This window comes from Clostridium sp. B9 (assembly GCF_050509515.1).
GTDB lineage: Bacteria > Bacillota > Clostridia > Clostridiales > Clostridiaceae > Sarcina.
Map to the genome: position 1 here is coordinate 913,414 of NZ_JBNWKA010000003.1, position 26,699 is coordinate 940,112.

At 28.0% G+C, this 26,699-nt stretch carries 18 protein-coding genes and 1 pseudogene; 15 read left to right on the forward strand and 4 right to left on the reverse strand.

Going from position 1 to position 26,699, the window contains the following annotated elements:
• Positions 1–255 precede the first annotated feature (255 nt).
• On the forward strand, positions 256–1,551 hold the full coding sequence (locus ACQZHJ_RS04100; RefSeq protein WP_430484270.1) for a M18 family aminopeptidase: 1,296 nt from the start codon (positions 256–258) through the stop codon (positions 1,549–1,551).
• A gap of 129 nt (positions 1,552–1,680) precedes the next feature.
• Here ACQZHJ_RS04100 and ACQZHJ_RS04105 read toward each other — a convergent pair whose 3' ends face one another.
• Positions 1,681–1,875, reverse strand: coding sequence for a hypothetical protein (locus tag ACQZHJ_RS04105; protein ID WP_430484271.1), 195 nt, complete (start codon positions 1,873–1,875; stop codon positions 1,681–1,683).
• Positions 1,876–2,147: 272 nt separating this feature from the next.
• Between ACQZHJ_RS04105 and ACQZHJ_RS04110 the strand changes: the two genes are divergently transcribed.
• The gene (locus tag ACQZHJ_RS04110) at positions 2,148–2,984 is read left to right on the forward strand and encodes a Cof-type HAD-IIB family hydrolase (RefSeq protein ID WP_430484272.1); all 837 of its coding nucleotides are present in this window, start codon (positions 2,148–2,150) and stop codon (positions 2,982–2,984) included.
• 109 nt (positions 2,985–3,093) lie between these two features.
• Here the strand turns inward: ACQZHJ_RS04110 and ACQZHJ_RS04115 are convergent, their stop codons facing one another.
• Together ACQZHJ_RS04115 and ACQZHJ_RS04120 are read right to left on the reverse strand one after the other, a co-directional pair.
• Entirely contained in the window at positions 3,094–6,423 is a 3,330-nt protein-coding gene (locus tag ACQZHJ_RS04115) for an MMPL family transporter (RefSeq protein ID WP_430484273.1), read from the reverse strand.
• A 307-nt stretch (positions 6,424–6,730) separates the two neighbouring features.
• Positions 6,731–8,326: a peptide chain release factor 3 gene (locus tag ACQZHJ_RS04120; RefSeq protein WP_430484274.1), complete on the reverse strand. Its 1,596-nt coding sequence runs from the start codon at positions 8,324–8,326 to the stop codon at positions 6,731–6,733.
• A 291-nt stretch (positions 8,327–8,617) separates the two neighbouring features.
• Between ACQZHJ_RS04120 and galU the strand changes: the two are divergent.
• Positions 8,618–9,492 (forward strand): annotated as a pseudogene (gene galU / locus ACQZHJ_RS04125) (UTP--glucose-1-phosphate uridylyltransferase GalU).
• Between the two features lie 30 nt (positions 9,493–9,522).
• Here the strand turns inward: galU and ACQZHJ_RS04130 are convergent.
• Complete coding sequence (locus tag ACQZHJ_RS04130) at positions 9,523–10,128, reverse strand: AAA family ATPase (RefSeq protein WP_430484275.1); 606 nt, start codon at positions 10,126–10,128, stop codon at positions 9,523–9,525.
• A 314-nt stretch (positions 10,129–10,442) separates the two neighbouring features.
• Here ACQZHJ_RS04130 and yidA point away from each other — a divergent pair, with 314 nt between their 5' ends.
• From yidA to ACQZHJ_RS04190, 12 genes are all read left to right on the forward strand, one after another.
• Positions 10,443–11,243: a sugar-phosphatase gene (gene yidA / locus ACQZHJ_RS04135; protein ID WP_430484276.1), complete on the forward strand. Its 801-nt coding sequence runs from the start codon at positions 10,443–10,445 to the stop codon at positions 11,241–11,243.
• 43 nt (positions 11,244–11,286) lie between these two features.
• Complete coding sequence (locus ACQZHJ_RS04140) at positions 11,287–11,931, forward strand: sugar transferase (protein WP_430486862.1); 645 nt, start codon at positions 11,287–11,289, stop codon at positions 11,929–11,931.
• A 16-nt stretch (positions 11,932–11,947) separates the two neighbouring features.
• Complete coding sequence (locus ACQZHJ_RS04145) at positions 11,948–12,670, forward strand: WecB/TagA/CpsF family glycosyltransferase (protein ID WP_430484278.1); 723 nt, start codon at positions 11,948–11,950, stop codon at positions 12,668–12,670.
• A gap of 4 nt (positions 12,671–12,674) precedes the next feature.
• Positions 12,675–13,766, forward strand: a complete 1,092-nt coding sequence (locus tag ACQZHJ_RS04150; RefSeq protein WP_430484279.1) for a glycosyltransferase family 4 protein — start codon at positions 12,675–12,677, stop codon at positions 13,764–13,766.
• Positions 13,766–15,208 carry a hypothetical protein gene (locus ACQZHJ_RS04155; protein WP_430484280.1) on the forward strand — a complete coding sequence of 481 codons (1,443 nt, stop codon included), beginning with the start codon at positions 13,766–13,768 and terminating at the stop codon, positions 15,206–15,208. The genes ACQZHJ_RS04150 and ACQZHJ_RS04155 overlap by 1 nt, the downstream gene beginning before the upstream one ends.
• Positions 15,209–15,290: 82 nt before the next feature.
• Positions 15,291–16,427: a glycosyltransferase gene (locus ACQZHJ_RS04160; RefSeq protein ID WP_430484281.1), complete on the forward strand. Its 1,137-nt coding sequence runs from the start codon at positions 15,291–15,293 to the stop codon at positions 16,425–16,427.
• A gap of 16 nt (positions 16,428–16,443) precedes the next feature.
• On the forward strand, positions 16,444–17,241 hold the full coding sequence (locus tag ACQZHJ_RS04165; protein ID WP_430484282.1) for a LicD family protein: 798 nt from the start codon (positions 16,444–16,446) through the stop codon (positions 17,239–17,241).
• A gap of 21 nt (positions 17,242–17,262) precedes the next feature.
• Entirely contained in the window at positions 17,263–18,714 is a 1,452-nt protein-coding gene (locus ACQZHJ_RS04170; RefSeq protein ID WP_430484283.1) for an oligosaccharide flippase family protein, read from the forward strand.
• A gap of 116 nt (positions 18,715–18,830) precedes the next feature.
• Positions 18,831–20,555 carry a M14 family zinc carboxypeptidase gene (locus ACQZHJ_RS04175; RefSeq protein ID WP_430484284.1) on the forward strand — a complete coding sequence of 575 codons (1,725 nt, stop codon included), beginning with the start codon at positions 18,831–18,833 and terminating at the stop codon, positions 20,553–20,555.
• 116 nt (positions 20,556–20,671) lie between these two features.
• Positions 20,672–23,323, forward strand: coding sequence for a glucosaminidase domain-containing protein (locus ACQZHJ_RS04180; RefSeq protein WP_430484285.1), 2,652 nt, complete (start codon positions 20,672–20,674; stop codon positions 23,321–23,323).
• A gap of 128 nt (positions 23,324–23,451) precedes the next feature.
• A complete protein-coding gene (locus ACQZHJ_RS04185) occupies positions 23,452–24,690 on the forward strand; it encodes a hypothetical protein (protein WP_430484286.1) in 1,239 nt (412 codons plus the stop codon).
• A gap of 121 nt (positions 24,691–24,811) precedes the next feature.
• A complete protein-coding gene (locus ACQZHJ_RS04190) occupies positions 24,812–26,680 on the forward strand; it encodes a phosphotransferase (protein ID WP_430484287.1) in 1,869 nt (622 codons plus the stop codon).
• Positions 26,681–26,699: the final 19 nt, after the last annotated feature.

The window sequence follows — 26,699 nt, forward strand, 5'->3', positions numbered from 1 at the left end:
TTTTGAGGAAACTAAATTAAGGTTGGTTATATAACTAGAAATTAGTTTTAGGTTAGAATAGATTAGCTACATTAAAGATAATGATATTTGAAAATAAGCAATAGTTTGAATTAAAGTTAGAATTTAGATGAAAATAGAGATTTTCATTAGGTTTTAACATTTTGTTAATTATGGATTTTGTGGTAAAGTATAAGTAAAAGTATCTAGTTGATTTTGTGGATATTTCACAAAATATAGAGGAAAGGTGAGATACAAATGGAAAAAGTTATAGCAAATGAATTAATTAATTTTTTATATGAAAGTCCAACAGCTTTTCATGCTGTTAAAAATGTAAAGGATACTCTAGAGTTTGAAGGATTTAAAGAGTTAAAAGAGTCAGATAGATGGGATTTAGAAGTTGAAGGAAAGTATTATGTTACTAAAAATGATTCAGCTTTAATAGCTTTTAAAGTAGGTAAGGGAGAAATTGCTGAATGTGGATTTAAATTAATAGGTGCTCATACAGACTCACCAGGATTTAGAATAAAACCAAATGCAGAAATGACTGTTGAAAATACTTATGTCAAACTAAACACTGAAGTTTATGGAGGACCCATATTAAACACTTGGTTTGATAGACCTTTAGCTTTAGCAGGAAGAGTAACTTTAGTAAGTGAAAATCCATTAAAACCAGTTAATAGAATAATTAATATAAATAAACCAATACTTATAATTCCTAACATAGCTATTCATATGAATAGAGAAGTTAATGATGGATATAAGATAAATAGACAAAAAGATACTTTACCTTTATTATCATTAGTTAGTGATACTTTAGAAAAGGGAAGTTACTTAATGAATGCTTTAGCTAGTGAGTTACATTGTGCTAAAGAAGATATATTAGATTTTGAATTATATCCATACGAGTATGAAAAAGGATGCTTAATGGGATTAAATGAAGAGTTTATTTCAACAGGAAGATTAGATGATTTATCAATGGTTCATGCTGGAATAAAAGCTTTAATAGATGCAGAGGTTTCACAAGCTACTAATGTAATGGTATGTTTTGATAATGAAGAGGTTGGAAGTGCTACTAAACAAGGTGGAGATTCAGATTTCTTAAAAACTATATTAGAAAGAATAGTTCTTGCTTTAGGAAAAGATAGAGAAGACTTTTTAAGAGCATTATCAGAATCATTCATGATTTCAGCAGACCTTGCACATGCTGTACATCCAAACTTAGGAGAAAAGCATGACCCAGTAGTAAGACCTGTATTAGGAAAGGGACCAGTTATAAAAATAGCAGCTTCTCAAAGCTATACTAGTGATAGTGATTCAGCTGCCGTTTATGAAATGGTATGTAGAAAAGCAGGAGTTAATGTTCAGAAGTTTGTAAATAGATCAGATATGAGAGGTGGTTCAACTATAGGACCAATATCTTCAACTCATTTACCAATAAGATCTGTTGATATGGGAACTCCAATATTAGCTATGCACTCAATAAGAGAATTCGGTGCTGTAAGTGATCATTTCGATTGTATAAAATCATTTACTGAGTTCTTTAGAATTTAGTCTATTAATAAATTTTCAATATATTTTTGAGTTAATAAAATTTTCAGTTAACCATAAAAGAAAAAGATTGTATCAAAATTTATTTTGATACAATCTTTTTTAGTTTTGGCTCTGTTTTAGTGGTAAAGTTTATTCATCATCAAGTGGATTTTCTGTGTAGTCAAATTCATTATAGGATATGTTATTACAAACTATTTTATCCTTTGTAGGATCTGGAAGTTTTGTGCAAACATCACCTGAACAAGATACTAAATCTTTGGGATTAGGAGAGTAAAAAGTTCTATCTTTTGGTGGATAAACATCGCATTTTTTTTCTTTTGACATTTTAAAAACTCCTTTCATTTTAAAAATTATATTATTATTTTCTCCAAAAATAATTTCATGAACCTATGAAATTTATCCCACTATTAAATTGAATTTGGTAGTAATTGTATGAGTTATGATGTTAGATATATTATTAGTAAGTTTTAGTATGGTTATATTTATGTAAAGTCTGATTAAGAATGTTGAAAAATGTAATACTATATTTTAGGATAGGATATAAGAAGAAAAAATAGGTATTAAATGATATGTGAATTGAAGGGAGATTTTTTTGTATGGCATATAAATTAATTTGTATAGATATGGATGGAACCTTATTAAATAATAAGCATGAGGTTAGTGAAAGAAATAAAGATGCTATAAGAAAAGCTACTGAAAAAGGTGTTAAAATAGCTATTACTACAGGAAGATTATTTACTTCTGCTAAGTATTATGCTGATCTTATAGGCGTAAAAGCACCTATTATATCTTGTAATGGAGCTTTTATAAGAGAAAAGGATGAAGAGAGAGTTATATATGAGTCTGTTTTAACTGATGATCAAATAGATAGAATATATGATGTTATCAAAAAATATGATATTGAATTAGCTTACTTTAATACATCAGATACAGTTATATCTGAAAAAATAGTTCCTGAACAGCATGGATATAAGGTTATGAATCAAATGATTGGTGAATCAGGAGATAAGGTTTTATTCTCAGAAGGAATAGATTTTAGAGAATCATTTAAAAAATATAACAAGCATATACTTAAGGCTATTTGTATAGAGAATAATGAAGAAAAATTAGGTGATTTATTTAAGGCTAAAGAAGAACTGAAGAATTATGAAGACTTTGAGGTTGTAAGTTCTTTTACAAATAATTTTGAGGTTATGAATAGAGGAACTTCAAAGGGAAATGCAGTAAAAGTTTTAGCTGATATGCTAAATATAAATAGAGAAGAAGTTATGTGTTTAGGAGATAGTGAAAATGATCTTAGCATGATAGAGTATGCAGGTCTTGGAGTAGCTATGGGAAATGCTGAAGAGTTCTTAAAAGATAAGGCTGGATATGTAACGGATACAAATGAAAATGATGGAGTAGCAAAAGCTATAGAGAAATTTGTGTTATAAAAAGTGAATTTTATAAAGGGGATGTATAAAAACTTATAATAAAGCTTACAAACATATTCTTTATTAAGAAGTTGTTTGAATACATCCCCTTATATAATTAAGGTATAAATTAGTCTTCTGTTTTAGTGGATTTTGATTCTTTTTTAGTTGTGGTTGTTATTCCATTTTTAGTTGTAGTTGTTGTGGTGGTAGTAGTGGTAACCACAGTTGTTACTACAGTTACATTATCACTTGAACTAGTAGTTTCTTTGGCGATAGCTGGTTTAAATGGCCACCAGTTTAATTTTCCAAATATTTTTACCATAGCAGGTATGAATAGTGGAAGTACAAAAACTACATATAGAAGAATACCAGTTAAAACAACCATGGAAATTTCGATTAATGATAAAACGCCCGATGGAAGTAAGGCTGCAAATGTACCACTAAGGATTATTACAGCAGATATTATAACACCACCCATTGTTCTCATTGTTCTTATAATACGATCTTTTATAGAACCATTAAGATCTTGATTAAATTTTGTCATTATAAATATGGAGTAGTCTATTCCTAGTGCCATAAGAACAACAAATCCAAAGAATGAAGTAATCCATGATATGCCAGGATATTTCATTATTTTTGTAACTATAAATTGAACTACACTTATTGATGTGAAGTATGTTAATAGTAATGAAATCATTAAGTAAATTGGCATTGTCAATGATCTTAAAATTATGATTAATGTAATAAATACTCCTACAATAACAAAAATCAAGGCCTTATCATAGTCTTTATCTGCCATTTTTTTAGTTTCATAACTTGTACTAGCCATTCCGCCGACACCAATATTAGCATTTTCTAATTTAGTTCCTTTAACACTATCTTCAACAATAGATTGTAATTCTGGAATTGCATTCATAGCATCATCAGAATAAGGGTTTTTGGTAGTAATTACATTTATAACAGCAAGCTTACCATCTGGACTCATATATTGATTTAATGATTGTTTAAATTCATTATTACTAAAAACTTCTACAGGAACACATATTCCAGAAAGATTATAAGAAAGGTTTGACCAATCATTAATAAAACCATTAGCATATTTAAGTCCATTTTGTATTTCAGTTATCCCATTAGAACCAGCTTTAAGTCCCTCAGAGAGTTCATTTATTTGACCAGAAAATTGTTTGAATCCATTTTGAATTTGAGATTGACCATTAGCTATTTGACTTAAAGCATTTGAAATTTCAGGAACTTTAGAAGAAATTTCTTCACCACCAGATAAAGATTCTCCTAAACCTTTATCTAAGGCATTAAGTCCATTTTCAATTTCAGAAATTCCTGAATTGAACTTTTCTAAGTCATTTATTACGGTATCTTTTTTGTCATTTAAAGTATTTATTAAAATTTTTAGAGCACCTATACTTTCATTTATAGCCTTAACTTCAGAACTATTATTAAGAGTGCCATTTAAGTTGTTTGTATTGTTATTTAAGTTACTTACATCTTGAGAAAATTTCTTGAAGTCTTCGTCATTTGCAAGCTCAGGGTGAGATTTTGAATACTCACTTAAATGAGAATTTAATGATGAAAGTGAGTTTTTTAGTTTGCTTGTATCTACATTAACTGAAGAGGGGTCTCCACTTAGTGAACCAAGCTTATTTAAATTCTCAAGAACAGTATTTGCTGAATCAACTATAGATGTATAGTCTTTTTCAAGTTGAGCTTTACTAAGTTTTAAGGCACTAACTTTATCTAAGGCTCCATCTATAGAAGTTTTTAATTCTGTGGCACCAGCATGTTCTTCTTTTAAACTCTCAACTAGTTTATTAAGTGCGGCTTGAAGTTCTGAGACACCTTGTTCAGTTTGTTTAGTTCCATCTTGAAGTTTTTCAGTTCCTTCCTCAGCACTTTTTAATTTTCCTTTTGAGTCCGCTATTTTCTTATTAGCTTCTGTTAATCCACTATTTATTTCATTTAGAGCATTATTAGCTTTGTCTACTCCTTTGGCAACTTGACCAGCTTGGTCATTAACATATATTTCATCAATACGATCACCAGTTGGTCTAGTAACACTTAAAACAGATTTAAAATCATTACTAGAATTTTTTATGTCATTAGATAACTTTTCCATTAAGGCTACATATTCAGGTTTTCTCATATCATCATCATTTTCTATGTATATTGAAACTGGGGATGCTTGTCCGATTCCAAAATTATCTGCTATTATATTAAAACCGGCCTTAGCAGAGTAGGAATCGCCTATTTCATTTAAATTATTAAAGGATTGATTGAAATTATTAAATAAAATAGGAAATAAAAGTACTGCAAATATAATTCCTAATATAGGAATTGGTTTATTGAAAGCTTTATTAGCTAATTTAGCCCAAAGTTTATTTTCTTCAGCTTTAAATGTTCCTTTAACTGGCCAAAAAATATTCTTACCTAATATAATCATTACAGCAGGGAAAATTGTAAAAAGAGCCAATATTAAAAATAATATACCAATTGCTACGGCTACAGCACTTCTATATAGGTTAAATCCTATAAAGTTAAGTGAGGCAAAAACTACAAAGACTGGTGTAGCACTAGATAGAACTGTTTTACCAGCAGTAGTGAATGTTGTTTTCATAGCACTTAGATTATCTTCTCCATTAATTAATTCTTCTTTAAACCTATTCAAAAGTAGAATAGAGTAGTCAGTTCCTATACCAAACATGATACAAATCATAAATATTTGCGTATAGTTTGAAAGTGGGAAATTAAATTTATCTGCTAAAATTGCTACTACAGACTGAGCTCCCAAATAACTTATTCCTACTGTAAGTAAAGGAATAAATGGAGTAACAATGGATTTAAATAGTAGTATTAGCACTATAAAAATAAATATAACAGTTATAGTTTGAGTTTTATTTAAACCTTTTTGAGCAGCAACATTAACATCATTTTCTATAAGACTTTGTCCTGTTACATAAGTCTCAACACCAGAAGTTTTCAATTCTTTATTTAGAGTATCTTCTATTTTACTAACAGAGGCTCCTTTAGGGTCGATTGTCATTAAAGCTATTATTGTTTCACCATTTGAAGAATTAAGTTGGCTTTTTAACTGTGGAGTATCGAAACTGTTAGTTATGCTTTGAACATAATCTATATTTTTATTATCTTTTAGTCGGTTTATAGTATTTTTTATATTGCTTAAGTTTTCAGCTGTTAATTTTGAATCGGAATGGAAAACAGCAATATAGCTATCATTACTATTAAATTGATTATTACTATTTAATATGTCTGATATTTTTGAGGAGTAATCGTTAGGTAATTGAATTCCACCTTTTTCACTAACGAGTTTAGAAAGGGATGGTGCAGTAATTAATAAGAATCCTACTACCATACACCAAATTATTAAAATAAGAAAGCTAAATTTTTTATTGAATTTAAATTTTTTTAATATGTTTTCTTTCATGTGTTCCCTTCTTTCTTTTGACAAGAAAATATTATTAGTTAGTATTTTCTTGGGCTTCTATCAAAAAAATAGCTTTTTAAGAATCGTACTTTCATTTAATGTAATCTTTATTCTAGGTAAGAATATTTGGATTTTCTACACGAAATGAAAAATATTCCTAATGTATATAGAAATAAAATCTAACTAAAATTAATATAACATAAAATTGGTTTAAATGTGAACTAATTGTTAACGTGATAATAAACAAAAAAAGACATGATTACCAAGTTTTTTCTTGATAATCATGTCTTTGCTTTAATTTGCTATATTAGTCGTCAGATTTACCAACACCAGAAAGTATTATTCCAGGATTATGATCTATAGCCCATGAAATACCCCAGTCATTTTGGAATATAAGAAGATTTCTGTCTTTAAAGTCTTTAACCTTCTTAGTATCTGAAGTAAGATTTAAAGAATCTACATCTATATCAGCATTTTCAATCCATCTAACATATCTGAATGGAAGTCTTTCCATTTTTATATCAACATTGTATTCATTTTTTAATCTGTATTCTAAAACTTCAAACTGAAGAACACCAACAACTCCAACTATGATTTCTTCCATACCTATGTGTAATTCTTTGAAGACCTGAATAGCACCCTCTTGAGCTATTTGAGTAACACCTTTTATGAATTGTTTTCTCTTCATAGTATCTATAGGTTTAACTCTAGCAAAGTGCTCAGGAGCAAATGTAGGAATTCCTTCGAATTTGAATTTCTTTGAGTTCATACATAAAGTATCACCTATTGAGAATATACCTGGGTCAAATACACCAATGATATCTCCAGCATATGCTTCTTCAACAACCTCTCTATCTTGAGCTAAGAATTGTTGAGGTTGAGCAAGTTTAACTTTTTTACCACCTTGAACGTGGAAAACATCTTTTCCTTTTTCAAACTTTCCTGAGCATATTCTCATGAAAGCAAGTCTATCTCTATGAGCTTTATTCATGTTAGCTTGTATTTTAAATACAAAAGCTGAGAATGGTTCAGTCATAGGATCTATTTCTCCAATTGATGAATTTCTTGATAGTGGAGAAGTAGTTAATTTTAAGAAGTCATTTAAGAATGGCTCAACTCCGAAGTTTGTAAGAGCTGATCCAAAGAATACAGGAGTTAATTCTCCTTTTCTAACTTTCTCTAAATCAAATTCATCACCAGCTATATCTAAAAGTTCAACATCTTCCATTAATTTTGCGTGTAGGTCTTCACCTAAAAGCTCTTTGAACTTAGGATCTTCTAAGTCCCCAGTTATAGTTGAAACTTCACTTTGTCCATGATTTCCACCATCAAACATATGTATTGTATTTGTAGCTCTATCAAAAACTCCTTTAAAGTTGTTTCCACAACCTATTGGCCAGTTCATTGGGTATGATTTTATTCCTAATTCGCTTTCGATATCTTCTAAAAGTTGGAATGGATCTCTAGTTTCTCTATCCATTTTGTTTACGAAAGTGAATATTGGAATCTCTCTTAATGAAGCAACTTGGAATAACTTTCTTGTTTGGTCCTCGACCCCTTTAGCTCCATCGATAACCATAACAGCTGAGTCAGCAGCCATAAGTGTTCTATATGTATCCTCTGAGAAGTCTTGGTGACCAGGAGTATCAAGTATGTTTATACAGTATCCACCGTAGTTGAACTGCATAACAGATGAAGTAACAGAGATACCTCTTTGTTTCTCTATTTCCATCCAGTCAGAAACGGCATGAGTTGCAGCCTTTCTAGCCTTAACAGAACCAGCCATTCTGATAGCTCCTCCGTAAAGTAAGAACTTTTCAGTAAGAGTAGTTTTACCAGCATCAGGGTGAGAGATGATGGCAAAGGTTCTTCTTTTCTCTATTTCTTTAATTAAATCGCTCAATCTAATTGCCTCCTTGAATTTTTATGTATATTAAAATATTAATTATTTTCTACTATATAATATGAAGCTTTAAGAAAATAATTTGTTTTTCTTAAATAGACTAGACTATTATAACATAACTTTTACTTAAAGTAATAGGAGTTATATATTTATTATTAGTTAAAGTTAATTGGGTGATTGATAGCAAATTAAGTAACTTGTAAATTAGGTTTAAATTATGTAAAATTAAATAACTAAAATTAATTAGTTATAATTTTAATAACATTATTTTGTAATAAGAGGGGATATAAGGTGAATAAAAAGATAAGAAAAGCGATAATACCAGCAGCAGGTCTTGGAACACGATTTTTACCAGCAACTAAGGCGCAACCCAAAGAAATGCTTCCTATAGTAGATAAGCCTACAATACAATATATAATAGAAGAAGCTATAGCTTCTGGAATAGAAGAAATTTTAATAATTACAGGAAGAAGTAAGAAGTGTTTAGAAGATCATTTTGATAGAAGTATTGAACTAGAAATAGAGTTAGAGAAATCAGGAAAAAATGAACTTTTAGATTTAGTTAAAGATATATCTGATATGGTTGATATTCACTATATAAGACAAAAGGAGCCAAAAGGACTTGGGCATGCTATAAGTTGTGCAAAGACTTTTGTAGGCAATGAACCTTTTGCTATATTACTTGGTGATGATGTGGTTTATAATGATGAAAAACCATGTTTGAAGCAACTTATAGATTGTTATAATGAATATAGAACTAGTGTGCTTGGGGTACAAACTGTACCGGAAAGTGATGTTTCTAAATATGGAATAGTTAAAGGAAAACATATTGAGGGAAGTGTTTATAAGGTAAAGGGCTTAGTTGAAAAACCTTCTAAAGATGAAGCTCCTTCAAATGTTGCTATACTTGGAAGATATATAGTAACACCTACAATATTTGAAATATTAGAAAATACAAAGCCAGGAAAAGGCGGAGAAATACAACTTACAGATGCACTTTTAGAACTTATGAGTCAAGAAGCTATGTATGCTTATGATTTTGAAGGCAGAAGGTATGATGTAGGAGATAAATTAGGATTCTTAGAAGCTACTGTTGAATATGCTTTAAGAAGAGAGATCTTAGAGAGGGATTTATCAAATATTTAAAATCATTAGAAAGAAAATAATAAAATAAGACAAGCTTAGCTTGTCTTATTTTATTTTGAGTTTTTCTTTTTTAGTTCTTTCATAGTAGGAACAGCTTCTGTGTCATTTACACCAACAATTTCAAGAATTTGTTTAGCTCTATCTTTAGTAGAACCTTCAATAGTTGTGTATTTAACATTTTCACTATCTAAGAATTGTTTTATAGCAGTATCGACAGCTTTTGCCATTGATTCATCTTGCCATCTAACCCCGTCTTGAGCATATCCGAACTCTCTAGGAACAAAGAATATATGATCGTATTTTGGTAAATCTTTAAGTGCTAAGTGATAAAGATCTTTTAAAATTTCTATTTCTTTTTGAGATCTTGTTTTATCTCCTAACATAAATCTTCCATATATATATGGTACAAATGTTGCGTAATCAGTTAAGGCATAGTCAAACTGGTTTAGGGATTCTTCTAAACGAAGTTGACCTAAATAGATTCCATATTGCTCAGAAATAGTTTCTATCATACCTTTTTCCTTTAAATATTCAGTGCTATATTCTGTAGCAGCACCCACATCTAGTCCTCTTATTTTAAACTCAACATATAATTGCTGTATTAAAGTAGTCTTTCCACATCTTGGTCCACCAAGTATTGCAATTCTAACTGGCATATTAAACCCCCATAGTATGTATTATAAATGAATAACATTTTAATTTTTTTTCAATAAATGACAAATTTCATTATATCAACTTGATTAAGTTATTTCAATCTTTTAAATTATTAAAATAGAGAAATATAAAAACAATATTTTATAAGGCGAATAAAACAATAAATTCAAGAATCTTGTGATTATTTGAAAAAAAATAAGCATATGATATAATTTTAAGTGAATATGCCAAAAATTGATGAAATAATAATTATAGTTTGTTATAATTGTTTAGTGTTTTAGTCAATTGAACAGTATATAAATTAAGAGGTGAAGATATGTATAAGTTAGTAGCTATAGATATGGATGGAACTTTATTAAAAAAGGATAAGTCTTTATCTGAAAAGAATAAAGAGGCTATTAAAAAAGCTAGGGGGAAAAATATCAAGGTTGTGCTAGCAACAGGAAGACCTGTTGATGGTGTTAAAAAATATATAGAAGAATTAGATTTATTTCATGATAATGAATATGTTTTGACTTTTAATGGTGCGATAATAAAAGAAATTGGATCAGATAGAGTTATATGTAGAGATTCATTAAAAGGAAAAGATTTATTAGATTTATATGAAGTAAGTAAACAAATAGGTGTAAATATTCATGCTTTTTCAAAAGATGGATGTATTACTCCTAAAATGAATGAATATACAGAACTTGAAGGAAAAATAAACGGAATAGATGTATATGAAATAAACTATGAAACTATAGAACCAGAAGAAGAAATAGTTAAGGTAATGATGATTGATAAGCCAGATGTTTTAGAGGAAGGTATTAAAAAATTACCAAGAGAACTTTATGAAAAATATACTGTAGTAAGAAGTGCTCCATACTTTTTAGAGTTTTTAAGTAATACTTGTAATAAAGGAGAGGGAGTAAAATCACTTGCTGAAAGTTTAGGGATTAAAAGAGAAGAAGTAATATGCATAGGGGATGCTGGAAATGATTTGCATATGATAGAGTATGCAGGTTTAGGAGTAGCTATGGAAAATGCTTTTGATGAAGTAAAGGAAAAGGCAGACTTTATAACAAAAAGTAATGATGATGACGGAGTTGCTCATGTTTTTGAAAAGTTTGTACTATAAATTTTATATTTAAAGGAGAGTGCAAGTTTTGGTTGAAGAAAAAATTCTTATCGAAGACCAATTTTTAGATACTAAGGATAATAAATATATATATTTATTTATTAAAAGAATTATGGATATAATTGCTTCTTTTTTAGGATTAATAATTTTATCACCAATATTTTTAATAGTTTCTATAGCTATAAAGATGGATTCAAAAGGTCCAATATTCTTTGCTCAAAAAAGAATAGGACTTAGGGGAAAGCCATTTTATATGTATAAATTTAGATCTATGGTTGTTAATGCTGAGGAGATAAAAGAAAAATTAAAAGAGCAAAATGAGATGTCTGGTCCTATGTTTAAGATGAAAAATGATCCAAGAATAACTAAGGTTGGAAAGTTTATTAGAAAAACGAGTATAGATGAATTACCACAATTGTTGAATGTTTTAAGAGGTGAAATGAGTTTAGTAGGACCTAGACCAAGTCTTCCAAAAGAGGTTGAGGAATTTGAACCTTGGATGATGGAAAGATTAGCTGTTAAGCCTGGAATAACATGTTATTGGCAAGTTATGGGGAGAAATTCTATTGGTTTTGAAGATTGGATGAAATTAGATGTTAAGTATGTAAAAGATAGAAGTTTACTTTTAGATTTAAAACTTATCTTTAAAACATTCTTTGTATTATTTGGAGATGAAAATGCTAGCTAAAAGTAAGGAGAAAATTATGGTTAAAATTTTTGGACTAAATTTTTATGACAAAAGTTTAGAGGATATAACATCTGATTTAAAAAAAGATATTGAAAATAATAAGAGTGTTAGAATATACACTCCTAATGTAGATCATATTATAAATATAAAATCAGATGAAGGTGTTTTTAATAAATATAGTAAAGCTGAATATATAATAGCAGATGGATGGCCAGTTGTTGCTACTGCTAAAGCTAAGAAAACACCTATACATAAAATAACTGGTGTTGATTTAATGGACGAGCTTCTTAAAATTTCAGATGAAGAAGAATTAAATATATTCTTCTTAGGTGCGACAGACGATACACTTTTAAAATTAGAAAAGAATATTAGAAGAGATTTTAAAGGAATAAAAAATATTACTTTTAATAATGGTTATTTTAGTGAAAGTGATAATTCAAGAGTAATAGAAAAAATAAATGAATCAAAATCTAATATTCTTTTTGTTGGAATGGGATCACCTAAACAAGAAATATGGATTACTGATAATATTGATAAAATTAATGTTAATATTGCTATAGCCATAGGAGGAGCACTAAAGATATATTCTGAAGAGATAGAACGTGCACCTAAAATTGTTCAGAAAATAGGAATGGAGTGGTTCTATAGATTTTTAAAGGAACCAACGAGATTATTTTCTAGATACTTTGTAAAATATCCTAAGTTTATAAAACATTTTGTTGGAGAATTGAAGGAGTAGTTTTATGACTAAAGTATTATTGATAAATTTAGGTAGAGAATATGGTGGTGCAGAGAAAGTAATAGAGAATCTGTTTTTTTCAAATTATGAAAATTGCAGAATGTATTTGGTTGCTTTGGACAATACAAAATTTGCGGATATAATTAAAGCAAATGAAAATGGAAATAGAGTTGTTTTAATACCAAATGATAAGAAAAAAATAATAAAAAGTTTATTAAAAATAAGAAAATATATTTTAGATAATAATATTAATATTATTCATGCACATGGAGTAACATCAGAGGTTTTTGGTGTACTACTTTCATTAATTACTAAAAGAAAAGTTATTACAACCATTCATAGTAGAGCAGATTTTGACACTACTAATAAACTAAAAGGAAATATATATTGTTTTTTACAAAAGTATTTAATAAATCTTAATAAAAAATATATAGTTGTTTCAAATGAATTAGAAAAATTTTTTGTTGAAGATTTAAAGGTTAATGATGAAAAGTTGATTTTTATAAACAATGGATTAAGAGAATTAAATAATAGGGAAAGAGTAAAACATGAAGAATTTACCATTTGCAGTATAGGAAGATTAACTGCAGTAAAAGCTCATAATAAGTTAATAGAAGCTATGACAGAAATCAATGATGAAAAAATTAATTTAGAGTGTTTAATTGCTGGAAACGGAGAGTTAGAAAGCAGTCTTAAAACACAAGTTGTAAATAGTAGTTTAGAAGATAGAATTAAGTTTCTTGGTTTTATTGAAGATGTAAGAGATGTCTTTGATAAATCGGATTGTCTAATCATTCAATCTGATATGGAGGGATTACCAATGACTCTATTAGAGGCCATGAGTTACAAAATTCCAATAATAGCATATAGAGTAGGTGGAATAAAAAAACTTTTATCATCAAATGAATGTATAGAATTAAAATCTAATAAACCTAGTGATATAGCTTGTGGAATAAGAGAAGCATTTTATAAAAGTAGAGATGAATTAAGTTGTATTGCTAATAATGCTTTTGTTAAGTTTAAGAAGAATTATGATATAGAAATATTTATAAAAAAGCATGAGGCGTTGTACAGAAGCATAGAAGGAGATATCTAATGAATTTAAAAAATAGTATTAGCAATCTGTTGGATTATAGAAATTATACTAAAGCACAAAAAAATAAATTTATTGTATTAAGTATTATGACTATAATTGTAGTTTTAGTTAGAACATGGACTATTTCTACTTATTGGCTTACATTACCTATAATATTAAATTCAATATTTATGTTTTGTGGTTTTATAGATGAATTTGAATTTTTAATGTATTCAATGATAATGCCAAGTGAATTATTTAACTTTTTAGGAATTGGAATAGCTGGATTAAGTTGGATATTGAAAATTTTAAGAGGAAAAATAACGATACAGTTTGATAAAAGAGATAAGTGGTTATGCGTTTTAATTATATTTATGATTATATCTGGAATTGTCAGTTCTATAGTAAATAAAACTATATTAAGTGCAGTTCTTTCATTAGGATATATCTTTATAATGCTGTTTATTTTCAAATTAACATCAGCATGTAAGTATAGTATAGTGAATATAGCGCAAGTTTTTAAGAACATTTTAATTATACAGATATTGATGATGATAATTCAATTCTTTAATTATGGAATTTTTCAGCCTTCAGACTCTTATGCAGGAACATTTGTAAATGCTCACAGATTATGCGTATGGCTTATATGGTATTTAGTTGTAATTGCAATAATGATTAAAAATAAAAAGTATATAGATAAAAATGATATAGTAAATATATTAGTTATATTAATTATGATATATCTAACTGATGGAAAACATATAGTAGTATCTGCTATAGGAGTACTTATATTATGGTTTGTAATTGATAAAATAAAATATTTAAAAGATAGAAAAATATTAACTACTGGATTAATGATTCTTTTAACATTATACAGTATAACTAATATTTCACATATTCCTTCATTTAAAAATAATATAGAGTCTAAAAGTCAATATATTTATAGATATATATATGAACCACCATATAATAATAAATTTCATTATTTTGATAAGACGATAAATGAAGAATTAATTGGTTATGAGCTTCTTTTAGGATATGGGCCCGGTCAATATGGCAGTAGGGTAGCTAACTTAAGAGCATATGAGTATATGGCTAAAGAGGATTCGTTAGCTATAACATTATCTAAGATAATACCTCCACATATAGTTGAGCCATATAAGCAATTTGCTGAACAATATAATGAAGAGTATTTAGCTTTTGTAAAAGATATGAGTGCTGTTTTATCATATCCATTTAGTAGTATTATGGCTATTATAGGTGAACTTGGAGTTTTAGGATATTTAATTTATTTAATGTTTTTTAATAGTATAGAAAAATATTCAAACAATAAAATATATTCGATACTTCCTATGATAATGTTGGTTTTAATGATATTTGATTCTTATTTTGAAATGACAGCTATAGTTACTTTCTTTTGGATAATATTGGGGAGTAGTAGGGTTGATAAAAAGAGATATTAAAGTAAAACAGGCACAATTATTTAAATGATTGTGCCTAATTATTTATTCAGAATAAAAAAGTTAATATGAGGTGTAAAAAAGTATGCAGTTATTATTTTTAATTGATAATTTATGTGGAGGTGGAGCAGAAAAAGTTTTAATTGATATTATAAAAAATTTGAATTCAAACAAGTATGATGTAGAACTTTTTCTCATTAGAAACAAAGGAGTATATTTACAGGATGTACCTAAAAATATAAAAGTTAATTACATTTACAATGATAAACTTTACGAAAAGAAAAAAATGTATAAGATATATTATTTATTAACGAAAATTCATTTTAAAATAAATAGAATGTTAGGATTAGGAAGATTATTTAAAAAAAATATTAAAAAAAAATATGATGTTTATATTCCGTTTTTAGAAGGAGCTTGTATCCAATTAATATCAGATTCGGACTTATCTGAGAAAAAGATAGCTTGGATTCATACTGATTTAATGAAACATAATATAATGAAATTAGATAAGGAGCGTAAGGCTCTTGAAGCTATGGATAAATTGGTATGCGTATCTGAGGCTAGCAAAATATCACTTATAACAAAGCATCCTGAATTTAACAATAGAGTAACAGTGATAAATAATCCTATAGATTTGGTGTCTATAGATAAAAAAGCTAATGAAGAGATATGCTATGAAAAAATATTTAATAATAATAATCCAACATTTATTGCTATTGGAAGAGTAGAGAAAGTTAAAGGCCATGATTTGTTAATCGAGGCACATAAAAAACTTATTAATGAAGGTATTAATCATAATATTGCTATTTTAGGAACTGGTGGAGAATTAAATAATCTTGAAAAAATTATTAAGAATGAATCTTTAGAAAAAAGTTTTAAATTTTTAGGGTTTGAATCAAATCCATATAAATATTTAAAAAAAGCTGATTTTTATATTATGCCATCAAGATATGAAGGATATCCATTAAGCTTATGTGAAGCTATAGCTTTAGAAAAGCCAATTATAGCTACTAATTTTGAATCGGCTAATGATATACTTAAAAATGGGAAATTGGGATTAATAGCTGAAATAGAGGATATAGAAGATATTGCATGCAAAATGAAAGAGGTATTACAAGATAAAAATCTAGCAACTGAGCTTCAAAAAAATTGTAGAGTTTTTAAAAATAAATTAGGATTTGAAGAAAAGATAATAGAGATTGAAGATATTATAGATAATTAGTAAGGAGTTTTTACATATGGATTATAAAGAGTGTTCATTAAGAGAAGCACAAACAAGGATGCTTGAAATGCTTTGTGAAATAGATAGAATATGTAGAAAGCATAATATAAAATATTGGCTTGATGCCGGTACTTTATTAGGAGCAATAAGGCATAATGGTTTTATTCCATGGGATGATGATATAGATATAGGGATGATTAGATCAGATTATATTAATTTCAAAAAGGTAGTTGAAAATGAATTGAGTGAAAAATATTTTTGTCAGTCTCCTTTAACTGATAAGTATTCGGAAGCTCCTTGGATTAAAATAAGAGATAATAATAGCTATATAGGTGAAAAAGAATCAAAAAGTCATTCAGGATTATTCATAGATGTATTACCGTATGATGATTACAATGATTATAATATTTCTAAAAAGAAACCTATTTATAATATAATAAATTTAAAATGGAAAAGTGAATTGCCTTATAAAGATGGAGTTAAAAACATACCTAGAAATATTGCTTTAATGTTTCTTAGGATTATATTTAAAATATTACCATATAAAATGTTTATAAAAAAAGCATTCTATATTGCAGATGAAGCAAAAGATATGGGAAGTGAATATATAGATTATGGAATTGAGGGACCTTGGAACATGAAAATACTAAGGGAAGATGTATTCCCATTAAAAACTTATAAATTTGAAGATTACGAATTTATGGTTCCAAATAAATATAAAAATGTATTAAAAAGTCTTTATGGTGATTGGAGTATATTGCCTCCAAAGGATAAAAGAATACCTACACATTCAGAGAAAATATATATTAGGTAATTTAAAGTTTTAGGAGGAATTATGAGTAAATCGATTTTTAAAAATATAGCATTTAAGTTTTTGCTTAACTTGTTTAATTTAGTAGTTCCTATATTAATAGGCCCATATGTTTTAAGGAAATTAGGACCAGATCTTATGGGGGCCGTGAATTTTTCACAAACTATATTTGGATATTTCTTCATATTTGCAGGATTTGGTGTATATCAGTATGGACTTAGAGAAATAAGTAGAGTTAGACAAGATAAAGAACTATTGTCAAAAACATTCACCAGCTTATTTGTTTTTACTGGAATGACAACAATAATAACAACAATAGCGTATTTATTTTTTATAAAATTCATGTATTCTGGGACTATTGTTTATACGGCGTGTATGATTTTAACTTTTAATTTAATCGCTAATATATTTTATGTTGAGTGGATAAATGAAGCTTTAGAAAACTATGATTTTATAACAATAAAAACAATTGTTGTCAGAATTATATACATAGTATTATTATTTATGTTTGTTAAGAATGCAAAAGATTTAAAAAATTATCTATATTTATTAGTATTATCTACTATTTTAAATAATATTATAAGTTATGTTTATATTAAAAAAAGTATAAAGTTTAATTTTAAGGATATAAAAATAAAAAGACATATTAAGCCTATGTTTTTAGTTGTAATCTTATCTAATGTTAACGTATTGTATACTCAATTAGATAAATTTCTTTTAGGTGAATTTGTTGGATTAAAAGAAGTTGGATATTATGGTACTGCACAAAATATAAGTACAATAATAAGTACATTATTATTGTCTGTAATACATGTAACAATACCTAGATTATCTCATTATATTGCAAATGATAATGATGAGGAGTACATAAATTTATTAGACAAGATAACCAAAATATATTTTTTATTACTTTTCCCAGCAGCTATTGGTATGGTAGTTTTAGCTAAAGAAATAGTACTTATATATGGTGGGCAAGAGTATGTAAATGCTATTCCTATGCTTGTTGTATTTTCAATATATATGATAACTTTAGGGTATGAAACAATACTAGGTAATCAAGTTATGTATATTAAGAAAAAAGAAAAAGAACAGGTTGAAATGATATTTGTTGGAGGATTCGTCAATTTAATTTTGAACATATTATTATTAAAGATGAATTTATTAAATGGTACATATTCAATAATAACTACAATGATAGCCAATATTGTAGTTATATTATTAGAATGTATTTATATAAAGAAAAAATTGAATTTAGATTTTAATATATTTTCTCTTGATAAAAGTAAGTATTTGTTTATAGCATTATTATTTATACCTATTACTAGAGTTATAACAAATTCATTTAATAATATATTTATAGTTAGTTTATTATCAATAGTAGTTAATGGTAGTATTTATTTTGGAATATTATTGTTAATAAAAGATAATACTTTGATGCAATTATTTGATAAAGTCATTATAAAGTTTAAGAAATAATATTAAAGGTTAGACATAGTATGTTTAGCCTTTTTTAACGTGAAAATAGTGTTAAAAGATGAATAATATGGTATATTTAGAGGTGTATTAATAAAATTTTATAAAGGGGTGTAATAATGCTTGCTTCTAAGAGAAGAATTTTAAAATGTATTATAATAGGGGGGATATTAAGTACACAATTTTTTTGTTATAGCAATATTAAAGCTAAGGATGCTGTTGTAAAAGAAAATTTAAACAGTAATAATAACATAGTATTAAAAAGTAATACTTCAAACTTAAATTCTAGTGTTGGTTGGATACAAAAGGATTCTAAGTGGTATTATTTAGATTCTAACAGCAATTATCATAAAGGATGGCTAGAGTTAAATAATTATTGGTATTATTTGGATGAAAATACAGGTGAAATGAAAACTGGTTTTCAAGAAATAAATGGTAATAAGTATTTTTTTGATGATAATAATGGAAATATGAAAACTGGTTGGGTTAAATATAATGACGAATATTATTATTTTGGAAAAGATGGAGCTATGAGAACTGGATGGATAAATGATGGATGGACAGATTATTTTTTAAAGCCAGATGGAACTATTCATAAAGGTTGGTTAGATGACGGATTAAATAAATATTATATGGATGAAAATGGCCAAATGAGAACTGGTTGGGTTAAATATAATGGCGAATATTATTTCTTTGGTAAAGATGGAGCTATGAGAACTGGATGGATAAATGATGGATGGACAGATTATTTTTTAAAGCCAGATGGAACTATTCATAAAGGTTGGTTAGATGACGGATTAAATAAATATTATATGGATGAAAATGGCCAAATGAGAACTGGTTGGGTTAAATATAATGGCGAATATTATTTCTTTGGTAAAGATGGAGCTATGAGAACTGGTTGGATAAATGATGGTTGTGCATATTATTTTATGAATAAAGAAGGTAAAATATCTAAAGGTTGGTTAACTGAAGGAAATAACAAGTATTATCTAGGAAATGATGGAGCTATGAAGTTAGGCTGGCAAGAGATAGATAATTCTTGGTATTATTTTGAGCAATCAGGACTTATGTCTAGAAATAAAATTATAGGAGATTGGTATATAAATAGTGAAGGTATTGGTAGTAAATATATAGAAAAATCTACATATGGTAAAAGTGGACGTGGCAGAGATCTTGATTACTATAGAGTAGGGAGTGGAAAGAAGGTTTTAGTAGCTGTTTTTGGAGTGCACGGATACGAGGATGCTTGGGATGGTGATTCTCAAGAATTGTATTTAATAGCAAAAAAAGCGTATAATACTTTAGTTAAACAATATGAAATTGGAGCAAATGTAGATGATTTAAGTGAATGGAGTGTATATTTAATTCCATCAGCAAATCCTGATGGAAGAATTGAGGGGTGGACAAACTATGGTCCTGGTAGAACAACAATAACAACAAGAAATGATATAAATAGGTCATTTCCAATAGGATTTAGACCTTATTATAGTGCAAGAAATTATACAGGTGATAATTTCTTAGGTTCGCCAGAAGCTAGGGCATTACACAGTTTTATAAATAAAGCTATGGATGGTGCAACTAAAAAAGTATTGTTAGATGTTCATGGATGGGAAGATAAAACTATAGGTGATAGTCATATAGCTAGTTACTTTGATAGAGAATTTGGATTTTCTAATATACCAAAATACCCAGGTGGATTTGTAATAACTTATGGAAATGCAATTGGCGCTAAATCTGTATTGGTTGAGTTTCCTTTTCCAAAATCACATGAAGATATACTAAGAAGGGATTTTTCAGGGAAATTTTCAAAAGCTTTAATAAATATACTTATAAACAATTAGATGTAGAATTTGATAGTACATAGTAGTGCTATCAAATTTTATTTATTCTGAAATTTATTTTATAACTTACGAAAATATTATATAATATAATGGATATTTTATTAGGAGGATTAAGGATGATAAGAAAAACATCTGCTATATTAGCTATAGTTATAGCTCTTTCAACAACAAATGTATTTGCTACTGATGCAAAGGTGGATATTAATGCTGTTGATAATAAACAAGAAAAAAGTATAGATAATTATAATGAGAAAGTTTCTGGTGATAATACATCGGATAAAGTTAATGATAATAAAAGTATTATTCAAGATGAATCAAAAGATAAAGAGAAAAATATGGACAAGTTATCTGGAGATAAAAAAGAATTGGAAGATAAAACAGAAGATGATACTAAAAAGAAAACTGATGAAAAAAATTCAAATATTGATGTAAATAGCACTAGCAATTCTTCAGAGAAAAAAGAAAGTGTTAAAGAAGAGGATAACTCTAAAAAAATAGAAGCTGAGAATAAAGATAACTTAGTTGGAAGTGTTTATGAGAAAAAGGATATAAAAGCAGCACCTAAAGCATATCAATTTTTTAGTGTGAATAATGATGGAAAAGAATTGAAGTATGAACAAATAAGAGATTCAAATGGACTTGAGTCATTAGTGCGTTTACAACCTAAAACAGAAAAAAAATATGAGGTTGCATTAGCTAAGGATGATGGAAGTTTTGTCTATTTAGGTAGTTATGATGATTATATAGCTGCTAAGGATTCAACGGAGCATAAAAATTCAAATATTCAAAGTTTTGCTGTTACTGAAGGAATGCCTGTTGTTTTAAATGACCAAGGTAAAGTTATATATGCTGAAAAAGCATTGGGAAGAGTAGTAGGAATTAGTGGACAAAGTACGATTAATATATGTACAGATTCAAGTTTGAATGATGCTTTTACATATATAGCAGCTTCTTACATTGATGATGTTCCTATAATAAAATATGAAGGAAATGCAGCAGAGGTTGTTGTTAATGGATATAGAGGTTGGATAAGCAAAGATGCAATTGATATTGTTCCTCTAAATCAAGCTGAGAATCCAAGTAATTATGTTAATAGATATGGAGAACTAAGTCATTTTATCAGTGATAATTTAATGAGTAGTGAAGAGTATTATAGATATCCATTAGGAAAGTCTCCAAGTTATTTAAAAGAATGGGAGAAGTATTATAATTATGATGGAAAGTATTTTTATACAAGCTTAGATTTATTAATAAGTGATTTACAGAACAACACTCATGTAAATGCAGTAAATGCTAATGATCCATATTATAATTATTATTATTATTTGCCAATGAGAAGTAAAACAAGCTTTACTGCTGATCAAATAAATACATATATAAGTAATTATTCAGCATCTACTAGTAAGCTTAGAAATACAGGACAATATTTTATAGAAGCTCAAAATAAGTATGGAGTTAATGCATTGACTATGCTAGGAATAGCTATAAATGAGTCAGCATGGGGAACATCATATTATGCTAGAACTAAAAATAATTTATTTGGAATAGGAGCTGTAGATTCTAGTCCGGATGATGCTTTTTATTTTGAAAGTGTAGAACAATGTATAAATGAATTTGCTAAGTATCAAATGTCTAGAGGATATGCAGATCCATATAACTGGTCTTATAATGGAGCTGCATTGGGGAATAAAGGATTTGGAGCAAATATTCAATATGCATCTGATCCATTCTGGGGTGAAAAAGCAGCAAGTAATTTTTATAAAGTAGATTATCATGTGTCTGGTAATGGACTAGCAGGTTTAAAAGAGTATGATAAATATCAGTTAGGATTATATGTTAGAAATAGTAAAGTTACAGATGAAACAGGAACTTTACTGTATAACATAGGAAGTATGTATAGCAGTAAAGTTGGTAAAGTTGGTACTGCGGTTATAATAAATGACTTAAATAAAAATAGTATAGGCGGAAATTTAAGTTATAAAATACAACCTGATAGAACAACTCCTATAAGTAATGGGAAAATAAGTGGAGCATATGACTGGAAAGAGGGATACACTCCAGTCAATAATTTAAAATTAATAAATGAAGGTAAAGATGTAATAAAAGCATCTAATTGGATAATTAAAGACGGAAAATACTACTATCAAAATTCAGATGGGACATTAGCAAAAGGATGGATGAAAGTTGATGGGTATTGGTATTATCTAGATGTAAATACTGGTGAAATGAAAACTGGACTTCAAGAAATTGGAGGATACAAATACTATCTTGATGCAAGTGGATATATGAGAACTGGATGGGTTAATCATAATGGTGAATATTATTTCTTTGGAAAAGATGGTACTATGAAAACAGGATGGATAAATGATGGCTGGACAGATTATTATTTAAGACCTGATGGAACAATCTATAAAGGTTGGCTAGATGATGGCTTAAATAAATATTATATGGATGAAAATGGACAAATGAGAAAAGGATGGGTTAAGTATAACAATGAGTATTACTTCTTTGGAAGTGATGGAGCGATGAGGACTGGATGGATAAATGACGGTTATGCTTATTATTTCTTAAAGTCAGATGGTACAGTTTCTACTGGGTGGTTAGAAGAAGCCGGAAATAAATATTATTTAGGAACAGAAGGTGCTATGAAAACTGGTTGGTATAAAGTAGATGGAAATTGGTATTATTTTAGCAAATCAGGTGCAATGGTTACTAATCAAACAATTGATGGATGGCATATAGGTAATAATGGAATAGCGAAAAAATAATAAAAGTAAGAGTGTTTAATACACTCTTACTTTTTGTTTATCAATACTTGTCGAATTTTAATAGAAAAAATTTTTGAAAAATAAATTGCTTTATATTACAATTAAATATCATATTAGGAGGTATTAGGATGAAAAGAAAATTAATTGCAGGAGTTATTTGTAGTTTATTGCTAACTACAGGTAGTTTAAGTGTACAAGCTTCAGAAGTGAAAACAGAGAAAATTACTAATGAAATAGGCATGAAAAATAGAAATGCTGACCTTACAGAATCTATAAACATAAAAAAATTAGTAACCAATCCAACTTGGAAGAATGAAAATAATAAATGGTATTACATAAATGATAAAGGTGAAAAATTTAAGGGATGGTTAAATTTAAATAATGTTTGGTATTATTTGGATGAAGCTACTGGCGAAATGAAGACTGGATTACAAGAAATAAAAGGATACAAATATTTCTTTGATATTTCTACAGGATGTATGAAGACTGGATGGGTTAAGTATAATAATGAATATTATTTCTTTGGAAAAGATGGTACTATGAAAACAGGATGGATAAATGATGGATGGACAGATTATTATTTAAAGTCAGATGGAACAATCTATAAAGGTTGGTTAGATGATGGTTTAAACAAATATTATATGGATGAAAATGGTCAAATGAGAAAAGGTTGGGTTAAATATAATGGAGAGGACTATTTCTTTGGGCCAGATGGAGCTATGAGAACAGGATGGATAAATGATGGATGGACAGATTATTATTTGAAGTCAGATGGAACAATCTATAAAGGTTGGTTAGATGATGGCTTAAATAAATATTATATGGATGAAAATGGTCAAATGAGAAAAGGTTGGATTAAATATAATGGAGAGGACTATTTCTTTGGGCCAGATGGAGCTATGAGAACAGGATGGATAAATGATGGATGGACAGATTATTATTTAAAGTCAGATGGAACAATCTATAAAGGTTGGTTAGATGATGGCTTAAATAAATATTATATGGATGGAAATGGTCAAATGAGAAAAGGTTGGGTTAAGTATAATGGAGAGGATTATTTCTTTGGATTAGATGGTGCAATGAGATTAGGATGGCAACAGATAGATAATAATTGGTATTATTTTGATAAGAATGGAATTATGCTTACAAATACAACTATAGATGGATGGATTATTGATCAAAATGGAGTAGGAACACCTAAGAAGGATGAAGTGTTATCAATGGTATATGTAACTCCAGGTGGTAAGAGTTATCACAAAAATAAAGAATGTACAGCCCTTAAAAGAAGTAAAGAAATTTTAACAATGAATTTAGATGAGGCTAAAAAATCAGGGAAAACAGACCCTTGTAATTTATGTATAAGATAAATCAATATTTAAGATGAACTTATTAGTAAAAAATAAGTTCATTTTTTTATGTTATATTGTTAAAAGGAAAAAAATGTGATATGATATTAATGTTCAAAAAATGAACGGAAGGAGAGCGGGTATGTTAACATATGAGATTGAGATACTAAAAATATTAAATGATGAAGAAAATATAAGTCAGAGAAGATTAGCGAGTATGATAGGTATTTCTGTTGGCAAAGTAAATGCTTTACTTAAGGAATTACTGGATAGAGAATATATTACAAAGATTGACATAGATAAAAGAACTGTTAAATATGAACTAACAGAGGCGGGAGTTGCTTCATTAGAAAGATCATTAGATCAAATTAAGAAGACAAAGTTATCAATACATAAAGATAAGTTTTACAAAGTTAAAGAAGCTGTTATTTTAGGGGCTGGAGGAAAAGGAAGCTTTGGTAAACCAGCTGGATTCTTAGAAATAGAAGAGTTTAGAATTATAGATAGAATAATAGAAGCTTTAAAATCAAATGGAATAGAAAAAATAGTTATAGTAAATGGATATAAAAAAGAGTTTTATGAGGAGCTTGCAGAAAAAGATTCATCAATAGTTTGTGTAACAAATTCAGCATATAAGTGGACGGGCACTATGAGTTCTTTAGCTTTAGCAAATGAATATATAACAGATGACTTTATATTAGTAGAGAATGACCTTGTTTTTGAAAGTAGAGCAGTTGAACAAATAATAAAGAATGAAAATAGAGATTGTATATTGCTTACTAATGAAAGTGGTTCAGGAGATGAAGCTTTCGTAGAAATAAGAGATGGTTATTTATTCAAGATGTCAAAGGACATACATCAATTTAATAGAATTGATGGAGAAATGATAGGAATAAGTAAAATATCATATAAACTATTCAATATGATGTTAGAAGAATTTAAATTTAATATAAATCCATACATGAACTATGAGTATACAATGTTAGACGTTGCTAGAAATTATAAGGTTGGATATGAAAAGATAAATGATCTTGTATGGGGTGAAATAGATAATGAGGAACAATATGATAAGGTTAGAAAACATATTATTCCTATGATAAGAAGAAGAGAAATGCAATATAAGATAGAACAAGTTAGAAATGCCATAATAGAAGGATTAGACGTTTCTGAAAATGAGATAAAAGAGATACTTCCAGTTGGTGGTATGACTAATAAGAATTATAAAGCTTTTGTAAATGATAAGGCATATATAGTTAGAATACCAGGTGCTGGTACAAGCTCTATGATAAATAGAAGAGATGAGATGATAAACTCTCAATTAGCAGCTAAAAAAGGAATAGATGCTAAAATACTTTTCTTTGATGAAGAATCAGGAGTTAAGATTGCAGAGCTTATAGAAGGAGCAGAGACTTTAAATCCAGCAACTGCTAAGAAAAAAGAAAATATGGAATTAGTTGTTGGAGCTTTAAGAACTCTTCATAATTCAGAATTACCAATGGAAAATAGATTTGATGTTTTTGAAAAAATAGAGGACTATGAAAACATAGTTAAGAAAGTTAATGGAACATTGTTTGAAGATTATGATGAAACTAAAGAAAGAGTTTTAAAGTTAGAAGAAACATTAAAAGAGTATGGAATGGAAATAAAACCATGTCACAACGATACAGTGCCAGAAAATTTCGTCAAGGATATTAATGAAAGAATGTTCTTAATAGATTGGGAATACAGTGGATTAAATGATCCAATGTGGGATTTAGCAGCTCATTCAATAGAGTGTGATTTCTCAGATGATGATGAAGAATTATTCTTAGACATTTACTTTAATAACTTAATTGAAGAAAAACATAAGATTAGAATTCTTATCTATAAAATATGTCAAGACTTCTTATGGAGTATATGGACTGTTTTAAAAGAAGCACAGGGTGATGATTTTGGAACTTACGGAATTGATAGATATAATAGAGGAAAGAAAAATTTAGATTTATTAGACAGTATATTAATGGGGCAATAAAAATTAGATTTTTATTTTA